The following is a 17,571-nucleotide window of genomic DNA, read 5'->3' as shown; positions in this document are numbered from 1 at the left end:
GCGTTATTCCTGTACTAATTCGGCTAATCCGACGCCAGAATCAGCAGCACCGTAATACACCCAGATTGAGTCAGGCCGGTTGCTGGCGGGCGGGGCCTGCACCCAGCCATTTGAAAAAACGACATTCGGGAAGAAGCCCTCGCGTTCCCAGGGGAGTTCCGGGCTGAGCAGCGGTGTAGTGGAGCGGTCAATCACGCGGGCCGGATTATCGCGGTCGAGAAGGGCCAGGGCCAGTGAGTATTCCGTTGACCGGCTGGTGCCGTGGTAGAGAACAAGCCAGCCTTCGTCGGTCAGGATTGGCTCCGGTCCAGCGCCGATTTTCTGAAACTCCCAGTCGGCCCCCGATGCACCGAACAGAAACTGGTGATTTCCCCAGTGAACGCCATCGACCGACTCGGCCAGCCAGATAGAAGGCTTTCCGATGTCTGACACCATGGGCCGGTGCAGCAGCATGTATTTGTCGTTGATACGCTCCGGAAAAAGGGCTACGTCCTTGTTGGGTGGAGGGAGAATCATACCCATGCGTTCGACGGTCCTGAAATCGGACGTAACAGCCAGGCCAACACCTGGTCCATGTGTCGACACGGACGTGTAGGTAATCCAGTACTTGCCCTCCAGGAACGTAACCCGGGCGTCTTCAATACCGAACGATTCGTCCATCCGGGTCGGAAACATAAACGGTTTATCGTCTATCTCGAAATGAATGCCGTCGCGGCTGCGGGCTAGCCGGAGGTGGCTGAGCGACGATAGGTACACATGGCCGTCGAGGGTAATGACCCGCGGGTCGTGGTCGTCTGTTGGGGCTCGAAACGTTTTAACAACCAGCTGCGGAACCCCGTCGGATTCTTCGATGATAGGAATAGACAACCAGCCCTTTTCGGCAATGGGGGCTTCTGCTACGCGTAACAAAAGGATAATTTCATCGCCAACCCGGCAGGCCGCCGGGTTGAAGGCTCCCAGTACGGAGAATCCATCGATGGAAGGTTTTACGTCGCTGGTTTGCAAAATGGGTTGATCAGAGAGACGCCGGAGCGAATACTTCTTCATACGGATTGGCTTACGGTTTATGCACCGTACTAACATTTCTGAAAGCGGTATTCAGTAAACCGACAACGGCCAACTCCGTCCGGGCCATTCAATCAAATATTTTTTCAAGGGCTCAAACCTTCGTCGGTAGGTTGGGTTAAGTGTTGTAATTTTCTAGGCGAACCATCAAATTTTTCTCAGTTATGTTGCACCCAGCGAATCTAAACCACGACGTGGATGTACTTGACGATGTGTTGATGTTAACCCCGGATCGGGAAGGGGCCGATTATGACGATACCGGCTCCGGCGCAACCAGCGGCTACGGCGAAGATGATTTAGACGACATCAGTGAAGATGATCTGGACGAAGACGATCTCGATGATGACGATCTGGACGAAGATCTCGACGATGACGTAGATGATGATCTGGACGACGATGGTACAACGCTCCGTTCGTACTATTAATCACTTCAACCCCTTACGAAATGACGCCAGCTGAAACAACGCAGGAACAGGAAGAGTCTTATTCATCGAAAGGTGATAACGCAGGCACCGCGCCCGATAGCGAAACACAGTCGTCGGCCGCCAGTGCCCAGGGCGATCGGACAACCGAAGAAGGTTCACGGGCAACCGAAAACCCGGCCGAAGGAGCCGATTTTGACAACCAGTAAACGCTGCACAGCCGGTCGGCCCGCACTATCCAGCGATAGTGCGGGCCGACCGGCTGTTATTTTGTTCTGATACTGCTTATTTAAACTTGATGAAGGGGGGCGATGCTGCTTAAGCTGTCTTCGGACCGTAGCAACGAAAGCCCCATTCGGAGCGGTGCGCCAGGCCGGATTGGGATCATACGCAAAGGCTGCTCGGAGTCAATATTACGAGTCTTTTTGGGTAGCCAGCACGTTCAGGAGAGTCTGGCATTTCATTTCGGTTTCCTGCCATTCCCGTTCAGGAACCGAATCCTCGGTCAGGCCGGCACCGGCGTATAAGGTTGCTACGTTACCCTCCAGCTTAAGGCAGCGGATGTGAACAAACAGGTGACTCTCCGGGCCGCTATGTTCAGTGGTTACGTTAACCGGCCCCAGAAAACCGCTGTAAAGTTCGCGGTCATGCGGCTCATGGGTCCGGATGAAGTCATAGGCCACGTCGCGGGGCATACCACACACCGCCGACGTGGGGTGAAGCAGCCGGAGCATTACGGTACCAAGCTGTGGGTACCGAACGGCCTGCGTATCCACCGTAAACCGGGTGCCCAGGTGCATGAGGTTCCCGGCCACAATCGTCTTGGGGCCTTCTTCCAGGTATTCACGTAGCCGAATCTTCTTAAAGCATTCAATGATGTAACGGCTAACAAGCGCCTGTTCTTCAATTTCTTTCTGCGACCACATCGCTTCCGACGGGCGCTTGGGCTGCCCGGCTGCATCGAACGCCGACTGGGTTCCGGCCAGCGATACGGTTCGGAATACGCCCTTGTCGTCGACACTGACCAGCCGCTCAGGAGTAGCGCTGATCCAGACCTGCCCCCGCTCGGGCAAAAAGACCGCCGATACGAAAGCCGTCGGATAAGCCAGGCACAGTTTGTCGAATAGGGCAACCACATCCGGAGTATGATCAAACTCAACCCGCTTGGTCCGCGACAGTACGACTTTTCGAAAGTGCTCCTGCTGCATCTCGGCCACTGCTTCAGCTACGTTCTGTTCGTACAGCTGCTGCGCGTCGCCATCGGCAATAGTCTTACCGGCTATCCGTGTGGGTCGCGGTTTGCGCGGACGGTTGGCCTGCTCAGCGACCGACTGCCGCAGCGCTTCAGCCTTGTTTCCGGCTGCGTAATTGAGGTGTGTTATCGTACCCTCCGAGAATACTACGTGAACGTCGGCCCGCAGAAAGAGCGTTCGGGCCGGATTATCGGGACCATTGTCGAGGTTGTCAAACGGACTGACGGCAAAACCGGCCGGCAGTTCTTCAAGGTCGGCCGAAACCCGGGGCAGTACGTCGGTCAGGTGAATGATCAGGTGCTTGTCCTGCTGATTCGGCAGCCGCCACAAAGCCGCCGGGCAGCCCAGTTGCCGGGCTGATTCCCAGAAGTGGGTCGCCGTGGGTTCAGCGACGGTATGCGGAGCGGTTACGGTTATCGTTGATAAGTCAGATTGCATAGCCAACGACCGGCCCGGTGAAGGTCGGCTATGAGGATAACAATTTGTCTGGAAAATTTGTGCGAAAGATAAGGATGAAATCCAATCGGAACGTCTGTTCAGGATGCGCTCACGCTTGTCAGCTCCGAAGCTCTGCTGCCTACGACCGTAAGCAGCAGAGTCGGAACCGAGGTTGGGTGCTGGATAGAATTGGTCAGAAGAGCGCACGAACAGACCGGGGTCTGTGTGGTTGGGTGGTAAGCCCAGTCAGCACGATTCGTAACGGACTGGGCTAACTTTCCCAAAGTTTAGAGGACAGGTTGAACCCTGGTGTGGAAGTGCATCAAACATACGAGGATTGCCCGACCCAGCCTTTCAATTTTGGGACAGCGGCTTTTGAATTTGGGACAGGGTGCCGAAAAAAAGGGACATTATTGAGTAGAAGGTCACCGAATCTTGTTTTTAGTCGACTACTTGCCTATAAAATCGCTCGGGGTACGTTGGTAGACTTGTTTGAAGACGGTCGTGAAATACGCTGGGTTATCGAAACCAACCCGGTAGGCGGTATCGGAAACACTGTGTCCGGCCCGCAAAAAATCGGTAGCCCGGCGCAGACGGTAATTGCGAATAATGTCGTTTGCGGATAGGTTGGTGAGGGCGGTCAGCTTACGGTGTAACGTCCGGCGGCTCATGCTACTCATCAACGCCAGGTTTTCTACGGTTAGCTGAGAGTCGTCCAGCCGTTCCTCAATGTGCTGGTAGATTTCTTTCAGGAACGAATCCTCAATCTGGTCCACTTTCAGCGGAGTGTCGACGGAGGTGAGCTGCTGCTGGTAGCGCTCCTGTAGTTTCCGTTGCCGGTCGAGGAGGTTACGCAGCCGGAGTCGGAGTTCGTCGAGGTTGAACGGTTTCGACATATAATCATCGGCACCCTGCTCCAGCCCGTCAAGGCGGCTCTGCTGCGAAGCCCGGGCCGTGAGCATCACCACCGCAATGTGATTGGTAGTCGGATCAGTTTTTAACTGTCGGGTCAGCGCCAGACCGTCCATCTCCGGCATCATCTGATCAGTAATGATCACATCGGGGAGTTCCTGCCGGGCTATTTCCCAACCTGCCCGGCCATTGGCGGCCGTCAGCACGCGGTAATCACGGCTTAGCTCGTTGGCGACGAACTCGCGCAAATCGTCGCTATCTTCAACGATCAAAATCAGGGGAGCGGTTTCGTCGGCGAGACCAGCCGTAGTGAGCACCGGCGCGTCGGAGGAAACGGGCTTAATGAAGTCGGTGGCAGCTTTCACGGAGGTTGCGTCAATCGTTTCTGCTTCGGTCTGACGGATGGGCAACGTCAGCGTAAACGTTGTTCCCCGGTCGACGGCGGTTGGGGAGTCCTGACTCGTCATCTGAATGGTACCTCCGAGTATGTCGATCAGTTCCTTCACCAGCGACAAACCAATACCAGTGCCCTCGTACGAGCGGGTCCGGGAATCGTCGACCTGATAAAAGCGCTCAAAGATGCGCGGCTGAGCCTGGGCTGGAATACCAATGCCTGTATCAGACACGCGTATGCTTACCTGCTGATCGGCCGATTCCCAGAGTTCGACCTGAATCAATCCGGGAGCTGAGGTGAATTTAAAGGCGTTCGACAGCAGGTTGTACAGGATTTTTTCCCACTTATCGGCATCAAACAGGGCTTCGTTCCGATTGGGGTACCGGTTGATGAATGTGAGCGTAATGCCTTTCCGTTCCACCGCCGGGCGGAACGAGTCGATCAGTTGCTCCACAAAACCCGCTACGTCGCCCCGGGCTTCATCAAGGTCCATACGACCGGCTTCCAGCTTGGATAAGTCCAGTAACTGATTGATCAGCCGTAGCAGTTTCTGCGCGTTGCGTTCGACAACAGTCAACTGCCGACGTACCGGCTCGGGTACGGTGGTGTTCTGGGCCAGTTGCTCAACCGGGCTTATGATCAGTGAAAGTGGTGTGCGCAGTTCGTGCGTGATGTTGGAAAAAAAGCGCGTTTTCAGTTCGTCGATCTGTTTCAGCTGCTCCGATTCCCGGCGTTGCAGTTCCATTTCCTGCCGCTCTTTCAGCCGATTGGTATACGCCCGAACAAGCCCGAAGATACCGCCTGCAAACAGCAGCGCGTAGAGGCCGTATGCCCACCAGCTGGCCCACCAGGGCGGATGAATGGTAAGTTGCAGGGCGGTGCCCTCCTGGTTCCAGATGCCATCGCTGTTCGCGGCTTTGACCCGAAAGGTATAATTGCCGGGGGGCAGGTCTGTGTAGCTGGCGAATCGACGATTACCACTTTTGACCCAGTTTTTATCAACATTCTCCAGCCGGAACGTGTACTGATTGCGTTCCGGCATCCCGTACGTCAAGGCGACAAACTCGAAGGAAAGGAAATTTTCGTCGTGATTCAGGTCAATGTGTCGGCTGGTAACCGGCACAGTTTTATCCAGCACCTTAAAACCCGTGATGTGCACGGGAAACGGCTGGGTATTATCCCGTATGGCAGCCGGATCAAAATGAACAAATCCATTCAGGCTGCCGAAATACAGTACGTTGCCTTTCCGGAAGACGGCACCGGGTAAAAAATCGTTGCTCGGCAGGCCGTCGTTGACATCGTAGTTCCGAATGACTTTCGTACGTGGGTCAAATCGGCAAAGACCCCGGTTTGTGCTAAGCCACAACCGACCGGCGTTGTCGCCGACGATGCCGACAATATTATTGCTGGGGAGGCCGTCCTGGGTTGTAAACTGGGAAAACGTGTTGGTTTTGGGATCAAATCGGTTAAGTCCCCCCTGGTTGGTGCCGAGCCAGATGATATGATTGGCATCTTCGTAGAAGGTCAGCACGACGTTGTCGTTTAACTGCCCGGGACGGCGGCTGGCCAGGTAGTGCTGATAGCGGCCGGTTTTGGGCGAAAGCCGACTGACGCCTTTCCCATTGATGGAGACCCACACATCGCCCGTCCGACTGGCCAGTATCCCATACACATACTTGTCGAGGAGCCGAACGTCGCCCGGCCGGTACTTAAAGAATGTGAACTGCTCGGTACGCGGATCAAAGGAAGCCAGTCCGCCTTCGCCCCCGAACCAGATCTGACCCGTCGGGCTGCGGCTAATGAACTGAGCCGGTATTTCCGAGGGGTAGGTTGTAAGCCGGCCCGAGCGGTTGTCGTACCGGTAAAGGGCGTCCCAGGTACCCAGCCATACGCCCGATGGACCATCGGGAAGCAGCGAGCAAACGTAGTTTGTATACGTTCCCCGCGTTCCTAGTCGACTAGGATCAAGGCTGGTGAGCCGATTCTGGCGGAGGTCGAGCTGGTGAACCTTGTTGAAATTCGAAAACCAGACAGTGGCCTGATCATCCTGAATTACGGTATTGACCCGGTTCTCAAGCATATGCACCTCGCCCGAATTCGGCGTTACCCGGAATGCATTAAACTGTTTTGGGGTGGCCGATTGCCAGTCGATGCCGTTGTCGGTGCCGACCCACAGCGTACCACTGCGATCCAGAAAGACCGCCTGGGCGTTGTTACTGCTGAGGCAGCCCTGCTTTTCCGGATCAGCCCGGCACGTAGTTACCTGATCGGTTTTCGGGTTGATGCGTTGCAGACCGTTGTTTGTGCCCACCAGCACGTAGCCGTTTCGGTCTTGTTGAATTCCGTTCAGAAAAATATACCGGTTGATCTGCCCGCCCGGGTTATACGGAGTCAGCCGGAGGGCCGGATCGCGCAAATTGATTCGGAACAGGCCATCGCCGACCGTTCCCAGCCATAACGTATCGTTCCGATCGGCGAAGAATGCAACAAAAAAAGGTTGATGATCAGTGGGTTGATTCAGAGGAACAAGAGAATAGCGGGCCGTTTTCCGGTCAAATACGTACAGGCCTCTGAGCGAACCCACCCAGAGCCGGTGCTGCCGATCTTCAAACACCGACCGTAGCGGAAGCTCGGTCTCGGGTGATGGAAACAAGCTGAAATGATGGGTAGTGGGGTTGTAGCGGGCTAAACCTCCATAGGTGCTGATCCACAAAAGACCCTCGTGATCCATGCAGATCGACCACTGAGCATTCCACCAGCTGGCATGGGTGGCAACATGAATCGGGTGAGGGATAACCTGACCGGTTTCTTTGATGAGTTCATGCAGACCGCCATTCATGGTGACCGCCCAGATGTGTCCGTTGCGGTCCTCACACAGGCCCATTACCTGATTGCCCTGAAAGCTGTGCGTCGGCTGGGCCGGGTTCGGCTGGAAAACCGTAAAGGTATGCCCATCGTACTTATCCAGACCGTCGTTGGTACCAAACCAGAGAAACCCATCACGGTCCTGGAGAATGCAATTGATGGAATTGTGCGATAGTCCATCCTTCGCCGACAGATGCCTGAACGACTCATTTGCCGGCTGGGTGAACGCAGTCGTGACGAATGCTGTGAAAAAAACTAAAAAAATATAGAATCGGTAAAAAAACGCCATACTGTCATTGCTAGAACGCAGATACCTGCGACCATGGCAAGAAACGTGGTTGCCTACTGTGCCGAATACATCCAAACCCAGCCCAATCTCTCCTGTTAGCTTACCCGGCAGGTACCATTATTTAACAAATATAACGTATTCGCAGCAATGGAAAAACCTTACGTATTGCCGGGCCAACGCAGCTATACCGGCAGGCGATACGTCCTGAATAAAGGCAGGAAAGCAGGCGAAAAGCTGGTAAATCAGGACGTAATGATGGCGATGGTCAGCCGGCTGACGCAGACCAGACGCGCTTGTTCGTCGGTGATACGGATGTCCCAGACGTGTGTTGTACGACCAACATGAATCGGCGTGACGCGGCCGTAGACCCAGCCCTCGCGGACGGCCCGGATGTGGTTGGCGTTGATCTCCAGCCCAACGGCCTGTTGTTTGGTCGGGTCGGGCAGCATCATGTAAGAAGCCACGCTGCCCAGCGATTCGGCCAGCACGACCGACGCCCCGCCGTGCAGAATGCCAAAGGGCTGGTGAGTGCGGCTATCGACCGGCATCCGGGCAATGAGATAGCCTTCACCGGCTTCGGTAAACTCGATGCCCAAATGCTTGACGATGGAGTCGTTGTGAATGAACTGAAGGTTAGCTAATTCGAAGCCTGCTTTCATAATGAGGAGGTTTTACGTATTTTTGCACCCAATTTCTATGGAAGACAAAGCTAACGGCTTGCGACAAAAAACTATATATCTGATTCGCCATGGCGAGACGGATTATAATCGGCGGGGAATCGTACAGGGCAGCGGAGTAGATTCGGATCTGAATGACATGGGCCGCGCTCAGGCTATGGCGTTTTTTCAGGCGTATCAGCACGTCCCGTTCAGTAAGATCTATATCTCATCGCTCAAGCGGACGTATCAGACGGTAGAGCCATTCATTGAACTCGGGTTGTCCTACGAGATCCTGCCTGGGTTGAACGAAATCAGCTGGGGGGTAATGGAAGGTAAGGTGCCCAACAGCATCGACAACGAATACTACCGGAACCTGATCGAAAGCTGGGCGGCCGGCCAAACCAGCCTGACAACCGACGGCGGGGAAAGTCCTGAGGAGGTGGCTACCCGCCAGAAGCCCGCCATCGATACCATTCTCTCGCGGCCCGACGAAGAGCCGGTGCTCGTAGCGATGCACGGCCGGGCCATGCGTATTCTGCTGTCGTGGCTGACGGGACGGTCGCTGGCTAACATGGACCAGTTTGAACACAGTAACCTCTGCCTCTACAAGCTCCGCTATGAGTACGATACGAAGGCGTGCGTTATTGAACTGGCTAACGACAGTACGCACCTGCTGACGCTGGCCCTCGCCTGATCGTCGATTGATTGCATTAGCATACGTTTATTTATTTCTCTCATCATTCGATACGTAACGTTATTGAGTTATTTGCCCGCTGGTGTATTTATCAGACGGTTTAGGGTGAAAAATTGTACATTCGCTTATTAACCGAAAAAGGGTTAAGTAAGGAATGGATATATCAAAGCAAAAAATATATTGGTTTTGCCAAGTTTTTGGGTGGACGCTCCTCATTGGTGTGGAGTACCTCACCTATCTGCTGGATTTTGGGTTTGACCCGGATATGTTTTATCTGGGCATTGCCAATATTCTGCTCGGCATTACCCTGACGCACCTCTACCGGCTGATGATCAAACGCTGGAATTGGGTACGGTTGCCGTTTTTCCGGCTAGCCCCCCGGGTGCTGGTATCGGTGTTTGTGCTGTCGATGATTATGACGGTAGTAAATCTGCCCGCCGATCGACAACTGATGCCCGAAATGTTCACGAACGAACCCGCCGTTGTGCTGGGTTATTTACTGAGCTTCGGGAAGTCCATGCTGACCTGGGTACTGAGTTACACGACGTATCATTACTTCGAACAAAGCCGCAACGCCGAAATTGAGCGAATCCTGCTTAAAACATCGATTCGCGAAACCGAAGCTAAAGTACTCCGATCGCAGTTGAATCCGCACTTTGTATTCAATGCGCTGAACAGCATTCGGGCCCTGGTGTACGAAAACCCTGACAAAGCCCAGCAGGGTATTACGCAGCTCTCGAACCTGCTTCGAAATTCACTGCTGGCCGATCGGCGCAAAACCGTTGAACTTCGCGAAGAAATCAAAACCGTCGAGGATTACCTGGCGCTCGAGCAGGTCCGGTATGAAGACCGGCTCAAATCGCGCATCGATCTCGACGGGCGCACGCTCTACTGGCAGGTGCCGCCCATGATGCTCCAGACCCTAGTCGAAAATGCCATCAAGCATGGCGTATCGAAAGCGGTGGGTGGCGGGTTCGTGGAAGTACGTTCATCGGTTATCTCCCGCGATGAAGCGTCGTCTGGCTCCGGATCGCGCACCAACATGACCGATCAGTTGCACATCATCATCCGCAATACCGGCATGCTGGGCGATAAGGAAGCATCGGGCGGATTCGGGCTGAAAAATACGTCGCAGCGGCTCGATCTGCTTTATGGACCTGAAGCCAGTTTTGACATTGTGCAGGAAGACGATAACGTCGTTCGGGCCGACATCATTATTCCAATCCAGTCAGATAGTATATTCCGAAAATCGGTTGATCAGTCCCTAAGCCAGTGAAGCAGTGGATAGTTCCTGCATCGTCGACAGCCACGTATTGAGCCTGTCGGGGTGGGGGGGCGGTTCACTGATCAGCAACTTGTAAAACTAAAGTATGAAAACACTTATCGTTGATGACGAGCGCCTGGCTCGTAATGAATTGCGTCGCTTGCTGGATAACTTCCCTAAAATTGAGATCATTGGTGAGGCTGCCAACGCCGACGAGGCCCTGCCCATGATTGAAGACATGCAGCCCGAACTGCTTTTTCTCGACATTCAGATGCCGGGTAAAAATGGCTTTGAACTGCTTCAGTCCATCGAAGGCAAAACCCCTGAAGTTATCTTCACGACTGCCTACGATGAGTACGCGATCAAGGCGTTTGAATTCAATGCACTGGATTACCTTCTCAAACCCGTCGAACTGGCCCGGCTGTCGGAGGCTATCCACCGGGTAGAAGAAGAGCAGCACGTGCATGAGCCGGCCGGCGCTCCCCGGGATACGGCCACCAAGATCCTCGGCGAAAATGATCAGGTCTTTGTCAAAGACGGCGAAAAGTGCTGGTTTGTCAAACTAGGTAAAGTACGACTGTTCGAATCGATGGGTAACTACGTCCGGCTCTACTTTGACGATCAGAAGCCGTTGGTACTTAAGTCGCTGAATGCGCTGGAAGATCGACTGGACCCCGCTACGTTCTTCCGCGCTAACCGCAAGCACATCATCAATTTGCAGTGGATCGAGAAAATCGAGCCCTGGTTTAGTGGTGGGTTGCTGGTTACGTTACGCGGTGGTGATAAAATCGAAATTAGTCGGAGGCAGGCAATTCGGTTCAAAGATTTACTAAGTTTGTAACAATCGGACGAAACCGGTTACAGAAATTGTCATATTACCAGACAAATTGTTTTTATAGCCCTAAAAGCGGTCTTTTTAGGGGGCCGGTGTCGTTGCATGAGGTATTTTCTATGGGCTTTTTTTCTTTGCTCGTCTATCTACTGGACGGCCTGCCACTCTGTTACGAATCCAAATCCACCCGTTCTGGAGCCCCAGCGGTACAATTTTACCGGTGAAAGTAAGTGCGATACGGCCACCCGCCGGGGTATAACGGTATCCGTATCGTACTTCCAGCTGCGTGACGAGTCGGATGCGGGCCGTGTTATCAATGCGGCCCTGCGCGACCTGGCTGCCAAAAGCATAACAAGCTGGCTCGACAGTGCAACGGTTGCTCAACACCCCGATGCCCAGACCGATCTGAACAAAGCCGCTACCCTGCTGGCTGCCAGCTACGACAGCATGGCCAATGACATTGGCGCACTGGGTGGCTGCTGGGAGTTGCAGACAAAAGGTGATACGCTCCATGCCAACTCGAAAATTCTGAGTGTCAAGCTAAGTGCCTATGCCTATACGGGTGGGGCTCACCCAAATTCCAGCACCAGTCTGTATACCTTCGACCGGACGACGGGTAAGCCGCTGTCTCTGACGGATCTCGTCACCGACACAACGGCGCTGCTTGGCATCGTGGAGAAGGCGTTCCGGAAACACCAGGATCTGCTCCCCCAGTACAACCTGGAAGAACGCGGCTACTTTCTGCGCGACGGCAAATTTTTCCTGCCCGCTAACGTAGCATTGGCTCGTGATGGCCTGCTGTTTTACTACAATCCGTATGAAATTGCCGCCTATGCGGTGGGCCCCATCGAAGTGACGGTACCCTACAGCCAGTTACAGACTGTCCTGAACGACGACTGGCAGGCCGATTGATTACCTCGCTTTTTTCAGGTTACGAACTTCCCAGATGGCATCCAGCGCCTGTGAGGTTAACGTAGCAAATTGCTGAAAACGAACTTCATCCTCTTCGTCGAAGTTCGTTTCTGCCGGACCCATCTCATATTTATCCGATACCTGAATCAGTCCCCAGTTCTTCTGCTGCCTGTCAACGAGGGGAACAGCCATCCAGCCCCGCATGGGCGGATGCTTAGCGCTTTCGGTGCCGAAATTATGCCAGTGCGGATGGGCTTCCAGCTCTGCCTGGGTATACCGCACCAGTTGATTGTATTCCAGTAACCAGGCGTGGGTGCCAAACCCGACGGCCGGTGTCTTATAGTCGGCCCAGGCGCTGTACTTTTCAGATAAAGAGAAGTACTTCCGGACGTAATGCCAGTCTTTATCAATGACAATGGCAATGGCAGCCTGATGCGCCCCGATCAGGGTGCGTACCAGTTCGACCGCGTTGCTGAGAATCTGGTTAGCTGACTCCGCAAATTCCTCGTCGATGGCATCGGGTTCGGGCATCAGCGGATTTGGCGTTGCACCGACTACGGTATTCTGGCGGTAACTGTTCTCGTTTTTCATCAGACGAATTTTATCTTGTTCAGGGCAAAGAAGGTCATCTTCAGCAGAAGCCACCCGTGTTTGAATCGCGAAATGTTCGTCTCGCCGTAGGTACGGGCGCGGTACCGGATCGGAATTTCAACAAACTTCAGGTTGAGTTTAGCCGCGCCGAAAATCAGGTCGAAGTCGCCGAACGGGTCAAAGTCGCCGAAATAGGAGCGGTTGGCAATCAGCCGTTCGTAGTTGGCCTTCGACAGCACCTTGGTGCCGCAGAGGGTATCTTTGATACGCTGATTGAGCAGCCACGAAAACGCCATGGAGAAAAACTTGTTGCCGATCAGGTTCAGGGTTCGCATGGCTTCCTTCTCCATCGGATAAACCAGCCGGGTTCCGTTGATGTATTCGCCTTTACCCGATGCAATGGCGTCGAAAAACTTGGGCAGGTCCTCGGGCGGCACGGTCATGTCGGCATCCAGAATCATCAGAATGTCGCCGGTTGCCATGGCAAAACCCTTGCGTACTGCATCCCCTTTGCCTCGGCCATCCTGCTGAACACACTTCATGTCGCGCAGGTGACCGTATTGCTGGCAAACCCGGTTGATTTCGCCCCAGGTGTTGTCGGTCGAGTTACCTTCCACAAAAATCAGTTCGGTACGCCGGCCCATCTGGGGGGTTCGGTTAACAATGGCTTCTATATTCCCGAGTTCGTTGCGGGCGGGCACAATCACACTGACGGAGTAGTCTGACGCAGGTTTAAGTCCACGTACGCTTCGGGCTACCAGAAAGGTGAGCAGGCCCAGCCGGTTGATCAGCGGTAGATTAACTACGTAGCGATTGAGCAGCCAGGACAGGATGGGGATGTAGCGCGGCATCAGAATTTTCCGACCCGTCCGGACAACGTCCAGGTCGGCCACTTCCAGCAGATTGGTAATATCCTGCCGGTCGAGCCAGTTTTGCCGATCTTCAGGCATCTTCAGACGCAGGGCTTCGGCCAGGTTCAGAATCGGCGTCCACAGAAAGTTTTTATACGTAATAAGGATACGTGTATCGGGTCGGCAAACCCGGTGCAACTGCGCGAAAACCTGCTGTACGTCGTCGAAGGCGCCAATGGTATCGCTGAGGACGATATAATCGAACTGCTCATCCAGAACATCCAGGTGCTTGGCGTCACCAACGAGAAACGTATACTGTGGGTACTGCTGGCGGGCGTGTTCGATAAAGGCCGGATTCAGGTCAATGCCAACGCCGTGGCCAGGACGAAGCTGGTCGAGGACATAGCCGGTTCCACAGCCAATTTCCAGGACTGAACGGTTTTCGGGAATATTGTACCGTAAGAACTCAAGCAGGCTCTTGTAATAAAAGCGATTACGCCGTATCCAGCGATCGCGTTCCGGGCCGTTCATGGTGGGTGATGTTAAAGTATTGAGTAATGAAAAGGTCGGTCGATACTTACGCAAGTATAAAAAAAAGGACCATTCAGTTGTTGTTGTTTTAGAATTCGGTAGATACAATCCGAAACTATTATGTTTGCGCCTAGCATTAATACCGCCCATGCAACGCTCAACTTACTGGATCGGGCTGTTTCTGCTCGCTTTTTTTGCTTTTAAAGTACTACGCTTCCAGACGCTCGCCTATACGTACAACGACATGTATGCGTTTTTGCAGATGTCGTGCAGCTGGATGGACGGTCGCCCGTTTATGTACGAGAATATCTGGGGCTATCATCACAAAATTCATAATTACTACACGGTTTTATTGTGGGGGCCGCTCTGCCGGTTCTTCGGTGTGTATGGCCTGTTTGCGGTCCAGACGGCGCTGTTGCTGATCAGCTACGGGCTCGTTAATGAACGATTGGCCCGTCGGTCCGTACCACCCTGGGCCCGGTACGCCCTGCTCGGTACGATGCTGCTGGGCCCGGTCTCGTTCTGGCTCAACGATCACCCGAACATTGGCTGGCATACCGAACTGACGTACCTGCCTGCAGCTCTTCTGTTTGCTTTGGCCCTCAGCGGAGCAAGCCGCCCCGCTGCGATCGCAGCAGGCTTGGGTGTCGTGCTGATCAAAGAAGACGGGGCTATACTGGGTGCGCTGATCCACCTCGCCTACGACGGAGTCAGGTTCATGCGCGACCAGCCGAAGCGACCACTGTGGCAATGGCTCACGCAGCCGCGGTTCTGGCTGATCGGCCTGGGCTGGGGCTGCGTATTCGTATTGGGTATGGTCTGGCTGGGGTTCAAAAACAACTTTGCAGAGCCCCGGTTGCAACAGGCTCTGAACCTGATTGGTAGTGGTAGCGGGGAACTGGCGTTTTGGCGGCAGATGCTCATCCTGGTCGGGCAGTCGGTGCTGTTGCTGCTGCCGGTGCTGGGGCTGCTGCTCTGGTTTGGCAAAGCCTTGGGAAGAGGCATCGGTAGCAAAGCGCTGGTAATGTGGCTGGCGGGCGTCGCTGTGCTGACTGGGCTGAATTTTGTGCAGAGTTCGCTTTACTATGGCCAGCCGTTGTTTTCGATGGTTTCGCTGACCTGGCCTCCCCGATTCGTGTTGCTTTGGGCGTTTTCGGCCGCCTTCCTGACCACTCTTCTCTACGAACTGGGGGGAGGCTTTCAGTCCGTTGTAAAGTGGCCGGTGGGTTTGGTTGGGGGAGGGTTGTTCGTGTTGCAGCTGCCATTGCTATACCTGGCCCGGCCGGACTTTCCGACGCCCCGCGAATGGGCCGCTACGGTGCGGGGGCGGTATTATGCCGAAAAGAATCCGGCGTATCTCCAGCCCGGTGATCTGGCCATAATACGTTGCCTGGCCGATCAGTTGCCACCCCGCTCCAATGTGTTTGCATTCGATTTTCTGGTGCCGTTTTTTCACCGGCATTACGGCATCTGGCCGACGGGCAATCAGTACTGCCCGGCTGATGTGGCGCTGCTGCCCATCGACGATCCGCAGGGGTTACGGAAGGTATTGCCGATGCGGGAGCCTTATGAGGTCATTCGGCTTAAGGCGTATAACCTGTACGTGTCGGCTCCCTACAAACGTGCCGTAAAACAGTGCATTCGTTGACAAAACGGCCAGTTGCCCCAAAAAATAGTTCTCTTAGTGTTCACTACATTAATTTGACGGAATTCCCATTGCCTATGACGCGGAGATGGATTGGTTTGACCATCGTGAGCAGCGTGCTGCTATTACTTTTTCTGACCTTTAAAGTCATTCGGTTTCAGTCGCTTTACTACACCTACAACGACATGTACGCCTTTCTGCAACTGTCGTGTAGCTGGATCGATGGCCGTCCGGTACTGTACGAGAACGTTTGGGGGTACGACGACCGGATTCATAACAATTACGCCATGCTGCTCTGGGGGCCGCTGATCTACGTACTGGGGGCCTATGGGGCGTTCATAGTCCTGATTGGGCTGTATCTCCTCAGTTATACGTTGCTCCTGCGGGAGGTGAGCCGACGTAACACCGGCTGGTTCGCCTGGGTGGCCCTGGCAGTCATGCTGTTCGGGCCGGTCTGGTTCTGGTTCAACGATCACCCCGGCTTTGGCTGGCACCCGGAGCTGACGTACTATCCGCTGGCTATTCTGTTCGTGCTGGCACTCTTCGATGGCTGGACGGGGTGGTTCCTGCTGACCGCGGCTCTGATCGTGCTGGTAAAGGAAGATGGCGCGTTGCTGGCCGGCGGTATTCACCTGGCGTACGTATGCGTACAGTACGTACACCGAACCACACAATCCGTTTTTGGTATTCTGACCCGCCGTCGCTTTTGGTTCATTGTGGGTGGTTGGGCATTGGTGTTTGTGGCGGGTATGCTGTTTCTGTCGTACAAAAACAACGCGGCCGAGCCGGAGCCTCGCCTGCAGCAGGCCTTACAGATCATTAGGGAGGGTATTTACCAGGCAGATTTCGTGGCCCGGAACCTGCGCCTGCTCCTGAATAACCTGTTGCTGTTGCTGCCTTCATTCCTCTTGCTGTTGTATGTGCTCTACCGCACCGGGTTTCGGCAGGTGGGTAGTCTGCTGCTGATTTATGCCGTAGCACAGGGGGCACTGCTGGCATCGAACTGGGTACAGGGGTCGCACTATTACGGCACCAACCCCGCCTTCGATCTGGTCTCGCTGACGTGGCCACCGCGGTTCGTGCTGATGTATGCGTTCTCGGTGTGCTATGTAGCTATGGTGTGGCTGGTGTTCGAAGATGAGGTGACTCCGGCACCGACCTGGCAGCCTGTAGCGCTGGCAGCCGGCTTATTTATAATTCAACTGCCGATTGTTCACGTTGCCCGGTCTGATTTTCGGCTTGGTACCATTCTGCACGATACCTTTATGTATCGCTTCGATCCGCAGAAGATGCCCTTGCTGCCCGATTCGGATGTGGCCGTGGTTGAGCGGCTGGCGAAAGCTATTCCGGCCCGTTCCAGCGTGTACGTGTTTGATTTCCTGATTCCATTTTTTCACAAACACTACAACATCTGGCCGACGGACAAACAATGGGAAAAGGCGGATCTGGCTATTATTCCAAACGACGATTTCCAGAGGTTGGGCGACCGGCTGCCCCGGGTGATGAAACAACCCTACCGCGCCGTTCGGTTAAATACATACACGATCTACGTAACCCCGGCTTACGAAACGTATCTCAAACAAGCACTGCCATGACTGTCGACGAATTTACCACCACACTCGGCCAACCTCAGCCTCCTGCGGGCCTCCATCCAATCCTTGAAGCGCTCTGGTATGACGCCGGTGATCAGTGGGCTAAAGCTCATGATATTGCACAAAGCCGCGAGGGGGTGGCCGAGTATGACCGGCTGCACGCTTACCTCCACCGAAAAGAAGGCGATCAGTGGAACGCGGGGTATTGGTACCGGCGGGCCAAGGCTCCGGTCTTCAGCGGTTCGCTGGAGGAGGAGTGGCGGGAACTGGTGGGAAACTACATCTAAACGCAACGGGCGCCGGGAAAACGCCACGCTCGCCGGGGAACTACTTACTGTTCCTAGCGAGCGTGGCGTTTTCCC

General features: G+C 54.4%; 15 protein-coding genes. 9 read left to right on the top strand and 6 right to left on the bottom strand.

Features of this window, described 5'->3' with window-relative positions; all coding sequences use genetic code 11:
• Positions 1-3: 3 nt before the first annotated feature.
• The gene (locus DYU11_RS00075) at positions 4-1,047 is read right to left on the bottom strand and encodes a glycoside hydrolase family 130 protein (RefSeq protein WP_119665615.1); all 1,044 of its coding nucleotides are present in this window, start codon (positions 1,045-1,047) and stop codon (positions 4-6) included.
• A 182-nt stretch (positions 1,048-1,229) separates the two neighbouring features.
• Between DYU11_RS00075 and DYU11_RS33415 the strand changes: the two genes are divergently transcribed.
• Positions 1,230-1,490, top strand: coding sequence for an adhesin (locus tag DYU11_RS33415; RefSeq protein WP_199736639.1), 261 nt, complete (start codon positions 1,230-1,232; stop codon positions 1,488-1,490).
• 20 nt (positions 1,491-1,510) lie between these two features.
• On the top strand, positions 1,511-1,696 hold the full coding sequence (locus DYU11_RS00065) for a hypothetical protein (protein WP_119665614.1): 186 nt from the start codon (positions 1,511-1,513) through the stop codon (positions 1,694-1,696).
• A gap of 204 nt (positions 1,697-1,900) precedes the next feature.
• On the opposite strand, the gene DYU11_RS00060 is transcribed toward DYU11_RS00065, so the two are convergent.
• The 3 genes from DYU11_RS00060 to DYU11_RS00050 form a co-directional block, all read right to left on the bottom strand.
• Positions 1,901-3,178 (bottom strand): isochorismate synthase, encoded by a 1,278-nt coding sequence (locus DYU11_RS00060; RefSeq protein WP_119665613.1) that lies wholly within the window; start codon positions 3,176-3,178, stop codon positions 1,901-1,903.
• 449 nt (positions 3,179-3,627) lie between these two features.
• Positions 3,628-7,638 carry a hybrid sensor histidine kinase/response regulator transcription factor gene (locus DYU11_RS00055; protein WP_119665612.1) on the bottom strand — a complete coding sequence of 1,337 codons (4,011 nt, stop codon included), beginning with the start codon at positions 7,636-7,638 and terminating at the stop codon, positions 3,628-3,630.
• A 242-nt stretch (positions 7,639-7,880) separates the two neighbouring features.
• Positions 7,881-8,297, bottom strand: a complete 417-nt coding sequence (locus tag DYU11_RS00050; protein ID WP_119665611.1) for a hotdog fold thioesterase — start codon at positions 8,295-8,297, stop codon at positions 7,881-7,883.
• 37 nt (positions 8,298-8,334) lie between these two features.
• Between DYU11_RS00050 and DYU11_RS00045 the strand changes: the two genes are divergently transcribed.
• The 4 genes from DYU11_RS00045 to DYU11_RS00030 all read left to right on the top strand — a co-directional run bounded on the left by DYU11_RS00045 (position 8,335) and on the right by DYU11_RS00030 (position 11,999).
• Entirely contained in the window at positions 8,335-8,991 is a 657-nt protein-coding gene (locus DYU11_RS00045; RefSeq protein ID WP_229365641.1) for a histidine phosphatase family protein, read from the top strand.
• A 160-nt stretch (positions 8,992-9,151) separates the two neighbouring features.
• A complete protein-coding gene (locus tag DYU11_RS00040; RefSeq protein ID WP_199736674.1) occupies positions 9,152-10,267 on the top strand; it encodes a sensor histidine kinase in 1,116 nt (371 codons plus the stop codon).
• Positions 10,268-10,361: 94 nt separating this feature from the next.
• Complete coding sequence (locus tag DYU11_RS00035) at positions 10,362-11,096, top strand: LytR/AlgR family response regulator transcription factor (protein WP_119665609.1); 735 nt, start codon at positions 10,362-10,364, stop codon at positions 11,094-11,096.
• Positions 11,097-11,192: 96 nt separating this feature from the next.
• The gene (locus tag DYU11_RS00030) at positions 11,193-11,999 is read left to right on the top strand and encodes a PdaC/RsiV family protein (protein WP_119665608.1); all 807 of its coding nucleotides are present in this window, start codon (positions 11,193-11,195) and stop codon (positions 11,997-11,999) included.
• Here DYU11_RS00030 and DYU11_RS00025 read toward each other — a convergent pair whose 3' ends face one another.
• The gene (locus tag DYU11_RS00025) at positions 12,000-12,590 is read right to left on the bottom strand and encodes a GAF domain-containing protein (protein WP_119665607.1); all 591 of its coding nucleotides are present in this window, start codon (positions 12,588-12,590) and stop codon (positions 12,000-12,002) included.
• Positions 12,590-13,972 (bottom strand): glycosyltransferase, encoded by a 1,383-nt coding sequence (locus DYU11_RS00020; protein WP_119665606.1) that lies wholly within the window; start codon positions 13,970-13,972, stop codon positions 12,590-12,592. Before DYU11_RS00020 ends, DYU11_RS00025 begins: the two co-directional genes overlap by 1 nt.
• Positions 13,973-14,120: 148 nt before the next feature.
• On the opposite strand from DYU11_RS00020, the gene DYU11_RS00015 reads away from it, so the two are divergent.
• The 3 genes from DYU11_RS00015 (at position 14,121) to DYU11_RS00005 (ending at position 17,496) form a co-directional block, all read left to right on the top strand.
• The gene (locus DYU11_RS00015) at positions 14,121-15,620 is read left to right on the top strand and encodes a hypothetical protein (protein ID WP_119665605.1); all 1,500 of its coding nucleotides are present in this window, start codon (positions 14,121-14,123) and stop codon (positions 15,618-15,620) included.
• A gap of 74 nt (positions 15,621-15,694) precedes the next feature.
• Entirely contained in the window at positions 15,695-17,212 is a 1,518-nt protein-coding gene (locus DYU11_RS00010) for a glycosyltransferase family protein (RefSeq protein WP_119665604.1), read from the top strand.
• On the top strand, positions 17,209-17,496 hold the full coding sequence (locus DYU11_RS00005; protein WP_119665603.1) for a hypothetical protein: 288 nt from the start codon (positions 17,209-17,211) through the stop codon (positions 17,494-17,496). The genes DYU11_RS00010 and DYU11_RS00005 overlap by 4 nt, the downstream gene beginning before the upstream one ends.
• Positions 17,497-17,571 lie beyond the last annotated feature (75 nt).

The sequence above is a fragment of the Fibrisoma montanum genome (assembly GCF_003583365.1).
In the GTDB taxonomy this organism is placed as follows: Bacteria; Bacteroidota; Bacteroidia; order Cytophagales; family Spirosomataceae; genus Fibrisoma; species Fibrisoma montanum.
Note: the sequence above shows the minus strand (reverse complement) of the source record. Positions and strands in the feature narration are given on the sequence as shown.

Excerpts from the sequence above, each read along its gene's own strand:
- DYU11_RS00045 (WP_229365641.1), top strand. The coding sequence starts at position 8,335 with ATGGAAGACAAAGCTAACGGCTTGCGACAAAAAACTATATATCTGATT.
- DYU11_RS00035 (WP_119665609.1), top strand. The coding sequence starts at position 10,362 with ATGAAAACACTTATCGTTGATGACGAGCGCCTGGCTCGTAATGAATTG.
- DYU11_RS00020 (WP_119665606.1), bottom strand. The coding sequence starts at position 13,972 with ATGAACGGCCCGGAACGCGATCGCTGGATACGGCGTAATCGCTTTTAT.
- DYU11_RS00015 (WP_119665605.1), top strand. The coding sequence starts at position 14,121 with ATGCAACGCTCAACTTACTGGATCGGGCTGTTTCTGCTCGCTTTTTTT.
- DYU11_RS00060 (WP_119665613.1), bottom strand. The coding sequence starts at position 3,178 with ATGCAATCTGACTTATCAACGATAACCGTAACCGCTCCGCATACCGTC.
- DYU11_RS00075 (WP_119665615.1), bottom strand. The coding sequence starts at position 1,047 with ATGAAGAAGTATTCGCTCCGGCGTCTCTCTGATCAACCCATTTTGCAA.
- DYU11_RS00025 (WP_119665607.1), bottom strand. The coding sequence starts at position 12,590 with ATGAAAAACGAGAACAGTTACCGCCAGAATACCGTAGTCGGTGCAACG.
- DYU11_RS00010 (WP_119665604.1), top strand. The coding sequence starts at position 15,695 with ATGACGCGGAGATGGATTGGTTTGACCATCGTGAGCAGCGTGCTGCTA.
- DYU11_RS00055 (WP_119665612.1), bottom strand. The coding sequence starts at position 7,638 with ATGGCGTTTTTTTACCGATTCTATATTTTTTTAGTTTTTTTCACAGCA.
- DYU11_RS00050 (WP_119665611.1), bottom strand. The coding sequence starts at position 8,297 with ATGAAAGCAGGCTTCGAATTAGCTAACCTTCAGTTCATTCACAACGAC.
- DYU11_RS33415 (WP_199736639.1), top strand. The coding sequence starts at position 1,230 with ATGTTGCACCCAGCGAATCTAAACCACGACGTGGATGTACTTGACGAT.
- DYU11_RS00005 (WP_119665603.1), top strand. The coding sequence starts at position 17,209 with ATGACTGTCGACGAATTTACCACCACACTCGGCCAACCTCAGCCTCCT.
- DYU11_RS00030 (WP_119665608.1), top strand. The coding sequence starts at position 11,193 with ATGAGGTATTTTCTATGGGCTTTTTTTCTTTGCTCGTCTATCTACTGG.
- DYU11_RS00065 (WP_119665614.1), top strand. The coding sequence starts at position 1,511 with ATGACGCCAGCTGAAACAACGCAGGAACAGGAAGAGTCTTATTCATCG.